Origin of the sequence: Achromobacter sp. 2789STDY5608615 (assembly GCF_001298995.1) — a bacterium.
Taxonomy (GTDB): Bacteria; Pseudomonadota; Gammaproteobacteria; order Burkholderiales; family Burkholderiaceae_B; genus Achromobacter; species Achromobacter insuavis.
Map to the genome: position 1 here is coordinate 21,822 of NZ_CYTY01000041.1, position 13,855 is coordinate 35,676.

Annotated in this window: 8 protein-coding genes and 1 pseudogene; 4 read left to right on the forward strand and 5 right to left on the reverse strand. The window is 68.6% G+C overall.

Annotated elements, in window-relative coordinates; translation table 11 throughout:
* The first annotated feature begins 38 nt into the window (after window positions 1-38).
* The gene (gene lpxO, locus AOZ49_RS26025; protein ID WP_054434396.1) at window positions 39-938 is read left to right on the forward strand and encodes a lipid A hydroxylase LpxO; all 900 of its coding nucleotides are present in this window, start codon (window positions 39-41) and stop codon (window positions 936-938) included.
* 71 nt (window positions 939-1,009) lie between these two features.
* Here the strand turns inward: lpxO and AOZ49_RS26030 are convergent, their stop codons facing one another.
* The 3 genes from AOZ49_RS26030 to hrpA all read right to left on the reverse strand — a co-directional run bounded on the left by AOZ49_RS26030 (window position 1,010) and on the right by hrpA (window position 8,156).
* A complete protein-coding gene (locus tag AOZ49_RS26030) occupies window positions 1,010-2,305 on the reverse strand; it encodes an ABC transporter ATP-binding protein (RefSeq protein ID WP_054478570.1) in 1,296 nt (431 codons plus the stop codon).
* An 8-nt stretch (window positions 2,306-2,313) separates the two neighbouring features.
* On the reverse strand, window positions 2,314-4,047 hold the full coding sequence (locus AOZ49_RS26035; protein WP_054478572.1) for an ABC transporter permease: 1,734 nt from the start codon (window positions 4,045-4,047) through the stop codon (window positions 2,314-2,316).
* Between the two features lie 170 nt (window positions 4,048-4,217).
* Entirely contained in the window at window positions 4,218-8,156 is a 3,939-nt protein-coding gene (hrpA, locus tag AOZ49_RS26040) for an ATP-dependent RNA helicase HrpA (protein WP_231690446.1), read from the reverse strand.
* Between the two features lie 134 nt (window positions 8,157-8,290).
* Here hrpA and argA point away from each other — a divergent pair, with 134 nt between their 5' ends.
* The 3 genes and pseudogenes from argA (at window position 8,291) to AOZ49_RS26055 (ending at window position 12,130) form a co-directional block, all read left to right on the forward strand.
* Window positions 8,291-9,649 carry an amino-acid N-acetyltransferase gene (argA, locus tag AOZ49_RS26045; RefSeq protein WP_054478577.1) on the forward strand — a complete coding sequence of 453 codons (1,359 nt, stop codon included), beginning with the start codon at window positions 8,291-8,293 and terminating at the stop codon, window positions 9,647-9,649.
* Window positions 9,650-9,766: 117 nt separating this feature from the next.
* Entirely contained in the window at window positions 9,767-10,039 is a 273-nt protein-coding gene (locus tag AOZ49_RS26050) for an oxidative damage protection protein (RefSeq protein ID WP_006384045.1), read from the forward strand.
* 136 nt (window positions 10,040-10,175) lie between these two features.
* Window positions 10,176-12,130, forward strand: a pseudogene (locus tag AOZ49_RS26055) (phosphocholine-specific phospholipase C).
* 112 nt (window positions 12,131-12,242) lie between these two features.
* On the opposite strand, the gene phoU reads toward AOZ49_RS26055, so the two are convergent.
* Both phoU and rpiA read right to left on the reverse strand, forming a co-directional pair.
* The gene (gene phoU, locus AOZ49_RS26060) at window positions 12,243-12,968 is read right to left on the reverse strand and encodes a phosphate signaling complex protein PhoU (RefSeq protein WP_006393885.1); all 726 of its coding nucleotides are present in this window, start codon (window positions 12,966-12,968) and stop codon (window positions 12,243-12,245) included.
* 156 nt (window positions 12,969-13,124) lie between these two features.
* A complete protein-coding gene (gene rpiA, locus AOZ49_RS26065; RefSeq protein WP_054478579.1) occupies window positions 13,125-13,805 on the reverse strand; it encodes a ribose-5-phosphate isomerase RpiA in 681 nt (226 codons plus the stop codon).
* Window positions 13,806-13,855 lie beyond the last annotated feature (50 nt).

A 13,855-nucleotide genomic window follows, 5' to 3' on the forward strand; every position in this document is an offset into this window, starting at 1 on the left:
TTGGACCTGACTCACCCGCCGCAGGACGAGATTTACGTATGAAATGGCTGATTCCCGGGATCTGGCTCGCCGCCATCCTGTTCGCGCACTTCCGCGGCCGCGTCAAGCTGCCGCTGGGCCGGCAGTTGCTCGACCATTCGGTGCTGCTCGCGCCGGTCAACGCCTTCATGGTGCTGAGCTCGCGCGTGCCGTCGACCCCCTACCTGACCACCAGCGAGATCGCCGAGCTCAAGGTGCTGGACGACAACTGGGAGACGATCCGCGACGAGGCCCTGCAGATGGCCGAGATGCGCCGCATCAAGGCGGCCGACAGCCACAACGACATCGGCTTCAATTCGTTCTTCAAGTACGGCTGGAAGCGCTTCTACCTGAAGTGGTATGACGCCCGCCACCCGTCGGCCGAGGAACTGTGCCCCAAGACGGTGGCCATCCTGAAGACGCTGCCCAAGGTCAAGGCGGCCATGTTCGCCGAGCTGCCGCCGGGCGGCAAGCTCAACGCCCACCGCGACCCGTTCGCCGGCTCGCTGCGCTACCACCTGGGCCTGGCCACGCCCAACGACAACGGCTGCCACATCATCGTCGACGGCGAAACCTACAGCTGGCGCGACGGCGAAAGCGTGGTGTTCGACGAGACCTACGTGCACGAGGCCTACAACCACACCGACCAGAACCGCATCATCCTGTTCTGCGACGTCGAGCGGCCGCTCAAGTGGGGCTGGGCCGAGGCCTTCAACCGCTGGTTCGGCCGGGTGGTGATGTCGGCGGCCAGCTCGCCCAACGACGGCGGCGACCAGACCGGCGCCATCAACAAGCTGACCCACGCGCACTGGGTCATCGACCAGAAGCGCAAGGCCTTCAAGGCCTGGAACCGCAATGTCTACAAGGCCACCAAGTACGGCCTGATCATCCTGGTGATCGCGGGCTTCATCGCCCTGTGATCGGGCCGACCGCGCGGATCGCGCGGTCATCACGCCGCCACGGCGGGCCGTCCGGCCCGCCGCTCCCCACCCTACCCCGCGTCACGCTCCGGCAAGGTCAACAGGCCGGTGTGGTAGTCATAGCCGTAGATCTCGCCGTAACGGCCCCATTCCACCGCGATCTTCAGCACGCGCTCGGCTTCGTCGGGCTTGAGGAATTCCTCCAGCGAATCCAGGAAGTTCTTTTCCGGCAGCGCGCCGGCGGGCTCCTGTTCCAGGCTGTGGCGGATGTGCGCGGCCAGCGGCACATGCGCCAGCAGCTGGCGGCCGAAGATGGCCTGCTTCTGGCCCTGGTCGGCCTGCACGTAGCGCTGGCCCAGCGGCGTCAGGAAGATGTCGCCCTTGTCGATCTGGGCCAGTCCGAACAAGCCCAGCGCTTCGCAGGCCGGCAGCAGGTCGTCGTCCGAGATCTCGGCTTCCTCGGCCAGCTTGGGCAGGTCGGCGCGGCCATTGAACGGCGCCTCGGCCAGCACGTCCAGCACGCCTTCCATGCGCTCGACCTCGGTCTGCGGAAAGCGGTAGCCCAGGCCCTGCTGGCGCGGCGTCGGCACGTCGTGCGCCGGGCGCTGCGTCATCAGCGCGTAGACCTCGTCGATCAGCGCCCGCACCTGCGGCGAATCGGCGTTGCGCGGCCGCGGCAGGCCGATCTGCACCTGGCTGCGGATGCGGCCGGGGTCGCTGGAGAAGACGATGATGCGGTCGGCCATCATGACCGCTTCCTCGATGTTGTGCGAGACGATCAGAATGCCCTTGGTCGAGATGCGGCTCTCGTCCCACAACTCCAGCATGTCGTCGCGCAGCGTTTCGCCGGTCAACACGTCCAGCGCCGAGAAGGCCTCGTCCATCAGCAGCACGTCCGGGTTCATGACCAGCGCGCGGGCGATGCCGACGCGCTGGCGCATGCCGCCGGATAGTTCGCGCGGCAGGGCGCCGCCGAAACCGCCCAGGCCCATCAGGTCGAGCACCGCGTCGGCGCGCTTGGCGCGCTCGGCCGGCGCCACGCCCTGGGCTTCCAGGCCCAGTTCGACGTTCTGCTGCGCGGTCAGCCACGGAAACAGCGCGAACGACTGGAACACCATGGCGATGCCCGCCGCCGGGCCGTACACCGGCTGGCCCCGGTAGGTGACGGTGCCCTGGTCGGCGTTGACCAGGCCCGCCATGATGCGCAACAGGGTCGATTTGCCCGAGCCGGACTTGCCCAACAGGGCCACGATCTCGCCTTCGTGCAGGATGAAGTCCACGTGTTCCAGCACGTTGCGGGCAGTGCCGTCGGCGGCGCGGAACGACTTGCCGACATCGTGCAGTTCGATCAGGAAATTGGAATTCATGAAGACTCCTACCGGCCGCGGTCTTCGGCCAGCAAATACAGTTTGCGCCAGAAAAACCGGTTCAACATCATGACGAAAATGCTCATGACGCCGATGCCGAGCGCGATGCGGTGGAAATCGCCCTGCTCGGTCATCTGCTTGATGTAGCTGCCCAGGCCGTCGGCCATCAGCGAGGTATTGCCCCAGGACACGTACTCGGCCACGATGCTGGCGTTCCAGGAGCCGCCGCTGGCCGTGATGGCGCCGGTGATGAAGCTGGGAAACACGGCCGGCAGGTAGACCCGCCGCCACAGCAGCCAGCCCTTCAGGCCGAGGTTGCTGGCGGCCAGGCGCAGTTCGTTCGGAATGGTCGAGGCGCCGGCCACCACGTTGAACAGGATGTACCACTGGGTGCCGAAGATGATCAGCGGGCTGAGCCAGATGTTGGGGCTGAGCTTCAACGCCACCATCACGAACACCACGGCCGGGAACAGCAGGTTGACCGGGAACGCCGCCAGGAACTGCGCCACCGCCTGCACCCGCTGCGAATACTTGGGCCGCAGGCCGATCCAGACCGCGATCGGCACCCAGATCAGCGAGGCCAGCCCGATCAGCACCATCACCCGCAACAGCGTGATGCCGCCCAGGCCGATCACGTGCAGCACTTCGCTCCAGCCCACTTCCGCGTGCACGAACACCACCAGCTTGTAGGTCGCCAGCAAGGCGCCGGCGGCCAGCAGCGAATCCCAGATGCGGGTCCAGCGCGGATCCGGCGCCTTGGCGCGGGCGCGGATCGAGGTGCCGTCGTACGACACGCTGAACCAGCCCAGCGCGCGCCGCATCTGCGCCCAGAACATATTGGACAGCGCCTGCATCCAGCGGCTGCGGCGGGTCCAGTCCAGCAGCCACGACTGCTGCGCCACGTCGGCCTGCGATTCCTCGAAGCGGAACTTGTCGGCCCAGGCCAGCAGCGGCCGGAAGAACAACTGGTCGTAGAGCAGGATGCCGGCCATCATGGCGCCAATGGCCCAGGCGATGGCGCGGCCGTTCTCGGCATCGATGGCCACGGCGATGTACGAGCCGATGCCGGGCAGCTTGATGTCCTGCCCGGCCACCGAGATGGCCTCGGCCGCCACCAGGAAGAACCAGCCGCCGGACATGGACATCATCATGTTCCACAGCAGGCCGGGGGTGGCGTACGGCAGTTCCAGGCGCCAGAAGCGCTGCCAGCCGGACAGCCGGAATACGCGCGCGGCCTCGTTCAGCTCGGCCGGCACGGTGCGCATCGACTGGTACAGGCTGAACGCCATGTTCCAGGCCTGCGAGGTGAAGATGGCGAAGATCGCCGCGCACTCGACCCCCAGCAGGTTGCCGGGAAACAGCGCGATGAAGGGCGCGATGGCGATGGCCTGGAAGCCCAGGATGGGCACCGACTGGAGGATGTCCAGCATCGGGATCATGGCTTTTTCGGCGGTGCGGAACTTGGCCGCGATGGCGGCGAAGATGAAGCTGAACAGCAGCGAAAAGGCCAGCGCCGTGAACATGCGCAGGATGGTGCGCAGCAGGTAGTACGGCAGGTAGATCGGATCCAGCGAGATCGGCAGTTCTTCGCCGACGGCGAAGGGGCGGCTCATCTGCGAGGCGCCGTAGGCCATCGCGGCCAGCACCACCAGCACCAAGGGAAGCAGCGCCCAGTCCCAGCGGTTGGGCGAGGAGCGGGACGACGAGGACGGGCGCGTCCGGGTGCTGAAGAGCTCGAACATGTCGGCAATGCTCCAGGGAGCGGGGTGAAGGCCCGCGCATTGAAGCATAACCAGATGACGCGTCACTGAACAGAAAACGACTGAAATCCGGGTGTAATACGGGACGGCTCGCGCCGCCCCGTATCACGCCGAGCGAGACGGCCGTGGCCCGCCTCGCCCGGCCCCGGAAATCAGCGCTGCAGGGACTCCCAGCTTTTCATCAGGCGCTTGACCGACACCGGCATCGGCGTGCGCAACTCCTGCGCGAACAGGGCCACCCGCAGCTCCTCCAGCAGCCAGCGGAACTCGTCCAGGCGGGGGTCGGACGCCCCCTTCAGGGCCGAGCGGGCGCGCTGGTACTGGGTCACGAGCGGCGCCATCTCGGCCACCAGCTTGGCGTCGCGGCCGGGGTCGGCGCGCAGCTTGTCGATGCGCGCCACCGCCGCCTTGAGATAGCGGGGGAAATGCGACAACTGGGCGTACGGGGTGTCGCGGATGAACCACTTGGGCATCAGCGCCCCCAGCTGCTGCTGCAGGTCGGCGTAGGCCGCCGCGTGCGGCTTGGCCTGCGGCAGCTTGCGCTGCAGGGCCGCGTACTCGGTCAGCACCGCGCCCGCCAGCCGCGCCACTTCCTGGGCCAGCAGGCCCAGCCGGCCCTTGCCCTCGGCCCGGCGCGCCTCGAACTGCTGTTCATTGACCGGCCAGGGCTCGGCCAGGCAGGCCTGGCCCAGGGCGCAGTCGATGATCTGGTCGCGCAGTTCCTCCTGCGTGCCCAGCGTCATGTAGAGCATGCTGATCTTGGTCAGGTCGGCCAGGTTCTTTTCCAGGAACTTGACCTGCTCGCGCAGGCCCAGCCGGAACAGCTTGAGCAGGCCGGCGCGATGGGCCTTGCGGGCCTCGTCCGGGTCATCGAACACGTCCAGGTCGCAATGCGCGCCGCGGTCGACCAGCGCCGGGTAGCCGATGACCGACTGGCCGCGGCGCTTGATCTCCATGATTTCCGGCAGCGGACCGAAGGTCCAGGCGGTCAGGTTCTCGTGCGCCAGCGCCTGCGCCACCTGGGTGTCGCTGGCGGCCAGCTGCTGGAAGGTGGCCTGGGCCTGCTTGCCGAACTCGGCGCGCAGCTGCGCCAGGTTGCGGCCGGCGGCCAGCATGCGGCCGTGCTCGTCGACCACGCGGAAGTTCATGAACAGGTGCGCCGGCAGCGTTTCGAGCTTGAAGTCGGCGGCGGCCGGACGCACTTGCACCTGATCCCACATGTCGGCGATCAGGGCGTCCACCAGGCCGGTCTGCGGGTCGCCCAGGCGCTCGAACCAGCGGTCGTAGAAGCCGGCCGCGTAGTCGGGCAACGGCACGCAGTGGCGGCGCAGCTTCTGCGGCAGCGACTTGAGCAGCAGGTGCGCCTTTTCCTTGAGCATGCCGGGCACCAGCCATTCGCAGCGCGCCGGGTCGATCTGGTTCAGGGCGAACAGCGGCACCGCCAGCGTCACGCCGTCGCGCGGCGAACCGGGCTCGAAGTGGTAGTCCAGCGCCATCGACACGCCCTGCCACTCGACCTTCTTGGGGAAGACGTCGGTGGTCACGCCGGCGGCCTCGTGCCGCATCAGCTCGTCGCGCGTCAGCAGCAGCTTGGCGGCGGCGGCCTTGTCGAGCCCGTTGACCCATTTTTCGAGGGTCGCGGTCTGCGAGATGTCGGCCGGCAGCTGGCGGTCGTAGAAAGCGTAGATCAGCTCGTCGTCGACCAGGATGTCGGGGCGGCGGGTCTGGTGCTCCAGTTTCTCGATGCCGGCGATCAGCTTGCGGTTGTGGGCCACGAAGGCCAGGCGCGTGTCGATCTCGCCCGGCACCAGCGCCTGGCGGATGAACAGCTCGCGCGCCTCGCGCGGATGGACCCGGCCGTACTGGATGCGGCGGCCGGTGTAGATGGTCAGGCCGTAGAGCGTGGCGCGTTCGTTGGCCACCACCTGGCCGGCCTTCTTCTCCCAGCGCGGGTCGGACCAGTTCTTGCGGATCAGGTGGGCGCCGACCTTTTCCAGCCAGACCGGGTCGATGCGCGCCACGCAGCGCGCGTACAGCCGGGTGGTCTCGACCAGCTCGGCGGCGACGATCCAGCGCCCGGCCTTCTTCACCAGGCGCGAGCCCGGATGGATGTGGAAGCGGATCTCGCGGGCGCCCTGGTAATGGCCGCCCTCGTCGCTCTTGAAGCCGATGTTGCCCAACAGGCCCGACAGCAGCGCCATGTGCAGCTGTTCGTAGGTGGCCTCGAGCTGGTTGACGCGCCAGCCTTGCTCGCCCACCAGGGCGGCCAGCTGGGTGTGGACGTCGTGCCATTCGCGCAGCCGGATGGGCGACAGGAAGTTCTGCCGCAGCAGGCCCGCCAGCTTGCGCTGCGAGGCCTTGTGCTGCACCTGCTCGCCGTACCAGCGCCACAGCTTGAGGAAGGAAATGAATTCGGACTTGTCGTCGGCGAACTTGGCGTGCGCGGCCTCGGCCGCCTCGCGTTCCTGCATGGGCCGGTCGCGCGCGTCCTGCACCGACAGCGCCGAGGCGATGATCAGCATCTCGGCCAGGCACTGGTGCTCGCGCGCCGCCAGGATCATGCGGCCGATGCGCGGGTCCACCGGCAGCTTGGCCAGTTCGTGGCCGGTCTGGGTCAGGACGAACGAGGCGCCGGTGCGGCTGGCGTCGTCGCCCTCGTCGGCGGCGGCCAGCTCGATCGCGCCCAGCTCCTGCAGCAGGTGGTAGCCGTCGGCCACGGCGCGCCCGGGCGGGGCCTCGACGAACGGGAACTGCTCGATGTCGTCCAGCTTGAGCGACTTCATCCGCAGGATCACCGAGGCCAGCGAGGAACGCAGCACCTCGGGGTCGGTGAAAGCGGCGCGGGCGTTGAAGTCGGCTTCATCAAAGAGCCGGATGCAAAGGCCCGGGCCGACCCGGCCGCAACGGCCGGCGCGCTGGTTGGCCGAGGCGCGGCTGACCGGCTCGATGCGCAGCTGCTCGACCTTGTTGCGCCAGGAATAGCGCTTGACGCGCGCCAGGCCGCTGTCGACCACGAAGCGGATGCCGGGCACCGTCAGCGAGGTTTCCGCCACGTTGGTGGCCAGCACGATGCGGCGCGCGTTGCCGCGCGGGTGGAAGATCTGTTCCTGCTCGGCCTGCGACAGGCGCGCGTACAGCGGCAGCACCTCGGTGCCGGCCGGGTGGCGCTTGCGCAGCGCCTCGGCCGATTCGCGGATCTCGCGCTCGCCCGGCAGGAACACCAGCACGTCGCCGGGGCCGTGGCGGGCGCATTCGTCGACCGCGTCGACGATGGCGTCGATCAGGTCGCGCTCCTCGTCGCCCGACATGCGCTCGCGGTCGCGGCCCGGCTTGGCCGGCGCGGCCGCTTCCTCGGCTTCCTCGCGCACCGGGCGGTAGCGCACCTCGACCGGGTACAGCCGGCCCGAGACCTCGATCACCGGCGCCGGCTTGTCCTCGGACGCGGCGAAATGGCGGGCGAAGCGCTCGGCGTCGATGGTGGCCGAGGTGATGATGACTTTCAGGTCAGGCCGGCGCGGCAGCAGCTGCTTGAGATAGCCCAGCAGGAAGTCGATGTTGAGGCCGCGTTCGTGCGCCTCGTCGATGATGATGGTGTCGTAGCGGCGCAGCAGCGGATCGCGCTGCGACTCGGCCAGCAAGATGCCGTCGGTCATCAGCTTGATCGACGCATTGGGGCCGGTGCGGTCGTTGAAGCGCACCTGGTAGCCCACCACCTCGCCCATCGGCGTGTTCAGTTCCTCGGCGATGCGCTTGGCCACCGAGGTGGCGGCCAGCCGCCGCGGCTGGGTGTGGCCGATCATCTTCTGGCGGCCACGGCCCAGTTCCAGGCAGATCTTGGGCAGCTGGGTGGTCTTGCCCGAGCCGGTCTCGCCGCTGACGATGACCACCTGATGGCCGGCGATGGCGCGCGCGATTTCCTGGCGCCGCGCGCTGACGGGCAGGTCCTCGGGGTAGGTCACGGCGGGAATGGGCCGCTCGGGGCGGGGCGCCTGGCGGGCCGCCGGGGCCGCGGCGTCGGCGCGCGGCTTGCCGGGGACACGGGTCGGCCCGTCGGCCGGCACGGGCGGCCGCGGGCGGGAGGATTCTGGCATGTACGATTTGTCCGGTTAGCTGCCTATTATATAAACGCCCCGCGGCCATATAATTTCGCCACGCCGTCCCGTGACGGCGCGTTGACGCGGCCCTCGCCGCGTTGTTGCCACTCTCAGGAACACCCCCACCCATCATGCCCGACCTGGAACCAGACACCGTCTCCGCCCTTGAAGCCCCCGAATTCGCCCCTGCCCAGTTCGTCCGATGGTTCCGAGACGTGGCGCCCTACGTGCACGCGTTCCGAGGCAAGACCTTCGTGGTGGCGTTTGGCGGTGAATTGGTGCAGGCCGGGGCGCTGAACACGCTGGTGCAGGACTTGTCGCTGCTGTCGTCGCTGGGCATCCGGCTGGTGCTGGTGCACGGCTCGCGCCCCCAGGTCAATGAACAGCTGCGCCTGAAGGGCTTCACCCAGCAATTCGACCGCGGCCTGGCGCCCACCGACGCCGCCGCGCTGGAATGCGCCAAGGAAGCCGCCGGCGAGATCCGCCTGGACATCGAGGCCGCCTTCAGCCAGGGCCTGCCCAACACGCCGATGTCGCACGCGCACATCCGCGTCATTTCGGGCAACTTCGTCACCGCGCGCCCCACCGGCGTGCTCGACGGGGTGGACTACAAGCACACCGGCCAGGTGCGCAAGATCGACGTCGACGCGCTCAAGTTCGCCATCGAGAAGGGTTCCTCGGTGGTGCTGCTGTCGCCGCTGGGCTTCTCGCCCACCGGCGACGCCTTCAACCTGGCCATGGAAGACCTGGCCACCAGCGTGGCCGTGGCGCTGCGCGCCGAAAAGCTGATCTTCCTGTCCAGCGGCCAGGGCGTGCTGAACGAGGACGGCTCGGTCGACACCGAGCTGGCCCGGGTCGATGCCGACGCCCTGCTCACCGCCGGTGCGCTCGACGAGGAAACCGGCGCCTACCTGCAGTACGCGTCGCTGGCGGTCAAGCGCGGCGTGGCCCGCGCCCACCTGGTGCCGTTCGCGCTGGACGGCAGCGTGCTGCTGGAGATCTTCACCCACGACGGCGTCGGCACCATGGTGGTGGAAGACACGCTGGACGACCTGCGCCCGGCCACGCTCGACGACGTCGGCGCCATCCTCAGCCTGATCGAGCCGCTGGAAGCCGACGGCACGCTGGTGCCGCGTCCGCGCAGCGTGATCGAACGCGACGTCGAGAACTTCACCGTGCTCGAGCACGACGGCGTGATCTACGGCTGCGCCACGCTGCACAACTTCCCCGAGGATCACATGGCCGAGATGGCCTGCCTGATCGTGCACCCCGAATGGCAGGGCTCGGGCGAAGGCGAGATCCTGCTGCGCCACATGGAATCGCGCGCCCGCGCCAGCGGCGCCAAGCGCCTGTTCGTGCTGACCACCCGCACCTCGCACTGGTTCATGAAACGCGGCTTCGTGCAGGGCGGCATCGCCGACCTGCCGCGCGAAAAGCAGAACAACTACAACCGCTCGCGCAACAGCCTGGTGTTCATCAAGAAGCTGTAACGCGGCGCCGCCCCGGGCTGACCCGGGGCCTACCCGCAGTGCCCGCAGGGGCTTGGCGACCTTCCGGCGCCAAGCCCGCTAAAATGGCGCATTACCCATTCTTTCCGGCAGCGAACCATGGCCCGTACCGTCAACTGTGTGAAATTGAAGCGTGAAGCCGAAGGGCTCGATTTTCCGCCCTACCCCGGCGAACTCGGCACCCGCATCTGGCAGAGCATTTCCAAGGAAGCTTGGGAAGAGTGGAAGCAGGTGCAGACCCGCCTGGTCAACGAAAACCGCCTGAACCTGGCCGACGCCCGCGCCCGCAAGTACCTGCAGCAGCAGATGGAACGCTTCCTGTTCGAGGACGGCAGCGTCGAAGCCCAGGGCTACGTTCCGCCCTCGGCCTGACCCCGCCGCGCCGCCCCGCGCGGCACGCCTGCGAAGCCCCTCGTTCACGAGGGGCTTCGCGCTTCTGGCCGGAGCGCCCAGCCGCCCCCGGCGCCTGCCTTAAGATTCCGTTGTTGCTGGCCGTACTAATGCCGTCATGAAAGAAGAACCGAGTTCCGCCGCTTCCTCCGACCTGCCCCGGGCCATCCGGCGCGCGCTGGCGGTCGCCCCCGACCGCAAGACCGGCACGCTCAACGACGTGCGGCACGTCGTCATCCTGATGCAGGAGAACCGTTCCTTCGACCATTATTTCGGCGCCCTGCCGGGCGTGCGCGGCTTTGCCGATCCGCATCCGGCGCCGACGCCGGCCGGCGACGTGCTGACCCAGGCCGACGGCGCCCAGCGGCTGCGTCCCTATGCGCTGCAGGCCGAGTACGCCAGCGACACGCCGGTCGGCTACATCACCCCGCACACCTGGGATGACGCCCAGCGCGCCTGGAACGACGGCCGCATGGACCAATGGCTGGCGGCCAAGAGCCGCCTCGGCCTGGGCGCCTACCGCCCCGCCGAGGTGCCGTTCCAGACGGCGCTGGCCAACGCCTTCACGCTGTGCGACGCCTACCACTGTTCGATCCAGGCCGGCACCAATCCGAACCGCCTGTTCCTGTGGACCGGCAGCAACGATCCCCAGGGACGCGCCGGCGGCCCGGCCCTGGTCAACACCTTCGACCGTCTCGGCCCGGCCGACCAGGGCTACGGCTGGACCACCTACCCGGAACGGCTGCAGGCCGCCGGCATCGACTGGCGCATCTACCAGGACATGGCGGACAACTTCCACGACAACCCGCTGGCGGGCTTCCGGCAGTACCGCCGCCAGCACGCCGCCACGGCCGCCGAGGCGCCGCTGCGCGACCGGGCCCTGTCGACCCATACCCTGGACGACCTGGCCCGCGACGTCGAGCAAGGCACGCTGCCGCAGGTGTCGTGGATCATCGCCCCGGCCGCCGATTCCGAGCACCCCGAGGTCTCGTCGCCGCGCCAGGGCGGCGCCTACACCGAACGCGTGCTCGAGATCCTGACGCGCAATCCCGAGGTCTGGAACGGCTGTGTGTTCTTCGTCACCTATGACGAGAACGACTGCTTCTTCGACCACATGCCGCCCCCCCCGCCCCGCCGGCTCGCGCGCCCGACGGCCGCTCGGGCGGCCTGTCCACCATCGAGCTGGACGGCGAATACCACGACACCCGCCACGGCCCCAGCGCCGCCACCCCGGACGACCCGCCCGCCCTGCACGGCCGCGGCTTCGGCATGGGCCCGCGCGTGCCGATGCTGGTGGTGTCGCCCTGGAGCCGCGGCGGCTGGGTCAACTCGCAGGTGTTCGACCACACCTCGGTGATCCGCTTCCTCGAAGCCCGCTTCGGCGTGGCCGAACCCAACATCAGCGCCTGGCGCCGCGCCGTGGCCGGCGACCTGACCTCGGCCTTCGATTTCGCCGGCGACCGCGCCCTGCAGCACGCCGACAGCGTGCGCCACGCCTGCGCCCTGCCCTACGCGCTGGAGGCGGTCGGCCGCATGACCGCCGACGGCGAGCACTACCGCCTGACCTTCCGCAACGCCGGCAGCGTCGGCGCCGTGCTGCACGTCTACGACCGCCGGGCGCTGGCGCACGCGCCGCGCCGCTACACCGTGGGCGCGGGCGCGCGGCTGGACGACGGCTGGCGCCTGGATGCCGACGGCGCCTACGACCTGTGGCTGCTGGGCCCGGACGGCTTCCATCGCCACTTCCGCGGCGACCGCGGCGATGCCGGCCTGCTGGAAACGCAACTGGTGCCGGTGACCTCGGGACTGCGCCTGCGCCTCATCAACCACGGCGACACGCACCAGGCGGTCCACATCGAATCGCGCATGGGCGACGGCTGGCGCGCCATGGCGCACGCGCAGGCCGGCGGCGCGCTGGAACTGAAGTACGCCGGCTGCGAGGGCTGGTACGACCTGGAGGTCAGCGCGCAGGGCCTGGCGCGGTTCGGCCGCCGCCTGGCCGGGCGCATCAATCCAGGCAAGTCCGGCGTGCCGGACCCGCGCCTGTGCCAGGGCGCCGACCTGCCCTTGTAGAACACATCCTCCCCGGCCGATGCCCGCGCCGGACAAGAAAAAAACCCCAGGCCGCCGCGAGGCGCCTGGGGTTTTCGCGTTCCGCGCGCGCCGCCCGGGAGGCGGAGCGCGATCAGTCGTCCTGCTCGGGCGTGTCTTCTTCGCCGCGCGCCAGGCGCTCGGTGTTCTTGACCCCGGTGTGACGCACGTCGGCGCCCTTGACCATGTAGATCACGCGTTCGGACATGTTCTTGGCGTGGTCGCCGATGCGCTCGAGCGCGCGGGCGATGAAGATCATGTCGATGGCGCGCGAAATGGTGCGCGGGTCCTCGATCATGTAGGTGATCAGGTGGCGCAGCGCGCCCTTCCATTCCTTGTCCACTTCCTTGTCGCTGCGCACCACGGCGGCGGCCAGGATGGGGTCGAGGCGGGCGAAGGCGTCCAGGGCCTGGTGCAGCATGGTGCGCACGTTCGAGGCCATGTGGCGCAGTTCGATCACCGGGATGTGGCGGATTTCGGATTCGTGCACGCGGCGCGCCACGGTGGCGACCTTCTCGGCCTCGTCACCCGAGCGCTCCATGTCGGTCAGCATCTTGGACACGGCCATCAGCATGCGCAGGTCGATCGCGGTGGGCTGGTGACGGGCCAGGATGCGGCTGATGCTTTCGTCGATCTCCACTTCGTGGCGATTGACTTCCTTTTCGCGCTCGCGCACCTTCTCAACCAGCGTCAGATCGCCGCTGGCCAGCGCGTCGATGGCCTCCTGGATCATGGCTTCGACCACGCCGCCCATTTGCAAGAACTGCGAACGGACGCTTTCCAGATCAGCGTCGAACTGCTTGTTTGTATGCTCCGTCATCCGGGCTCCCTGCGTGGTTGATCTCATTGCATTGCCCCGATATGAAAGCGTTTCAAGTATGGGCCTGCACAACCCGCAAGGTTATGACCCAAGTGTGACAGGATTATGAATCGCGGCCAGACCGCCCGCAAGGGCGGCCGGGCCCGCTATCCGCACTCAGGCGCGGCGATCCAGGCGGCGGATGCCGTTCTGGGTGGCCAGCAGCGCCACGTCGGCGCCGGCGATGGCGAACAGGCCGCAGGTGATCACGCCCGCCAGGTTGTTGACGCGGGCTTCCAGGCCCGGCGCGTCGGTGATCGACAGGCCGGCGACGTCCAGGATGACGTTGCCGTTATCGGTGACGAAACCTTCGCGCAGGCGCGGCTGGCCGCCCAGCGCCACCATGGCGCGGGCCACCGATTCGCGCGCCATCGGGATGACCTCGATCGGCAGCGGGAACTTGCCCATGACCTCGACCAGCTTGGACTCGTCGACGATGCAGACGAAGCGGTCGGCCACCGAGGCCACGATCTTCTCGCGCGTCTGCGCGCCGCCGCCGCCCTTGATCATGTGCAGGTTGGCGTCGATTTCGTCGGCGCCGTCCACGTAGATCGGCATCGAGGTCACGTCGTTCAGGTCCAGCACTTTCAGGCCATGGCCGGCCAGGCGCGCGGCGCTGCGCTCGGAACTGGCGACGGTGCCGCCGATACGGCCCTTGAAACGCGCCAGGCCGTCGATGAAGAGATCGGCGGTCGAGCCGGTGCCCACGCCGATGATGACGTCGGGGCCGGCGACCTGTTCAACCAGTTCCAGGGCGGCGTCTGCGGCTTGCTGCTTGAGTTCTTGCTGGGAGAGCATGGCGAAAATGCGGAAAATTGGTGAGTGAAGCGGGGAAATTTAGCATGCGG

Excerpts from the sequence above, each read along its gene's own strand:
- lpxO (WP_054434396.1), top strand. The coding sequence starts at position 39 with ATGAAATGGCTGATTCCCGGGATCTGGCTCGCCGCCATCCTGTTCGCG.
- AOZ49_RS26030 (WP_054478570.1), bottom strand. The coding sequence starts at position 2,305 with ATGAATTCCAATTTCCTGATCGAACTGCACGATGTCGGCAAGTCGTTC.
- AOZ49_RS26035 (WP_054478572.1), bottom strand. The coding sequence starts at position 4,047 with ATGTTCGAGCTCTTCAGCACCCGGACGCGCCCGTCCTCGTCGTCCCGC.
- hrpA (WP_231690446.1), bottom strand. The coding sequence starts at position 8,156 with ATGCCAGAATCCTCCCGCCCGCGGCCGCCCGTGCCGGCCGACGGGCCG.
- argA (WP_054478577.1), top strand. The coding sequence starts at position 8,291 with ATGCCCGACCTGGAACCAGACACCGTCTCCGCCCTTGAAGCCCCCGAA.
- AOZ49_RS26050 (WP_006384045.1), top strand. The coding sequence starts at position 9,767 with ATGGCCCGTACCGTCAACTGTGTGAAATTGAAGCGTGAAGCCGAAGGG.
- phoU (WP_006393885.1), bottom strand. The coding sequence starts at position 12,968 with ATGACGGAGCATACAAACAAGCAGTTCGACGCTGATCTGGAAAGCGTC.
- rpiA (WP_054478579.1), bottom strand. The coding sequence starts at position 13,805 with ATGCTCTCCCAGCAAGAACTCAAGCAGCAAGCCGCAGACGCCGCCCTG.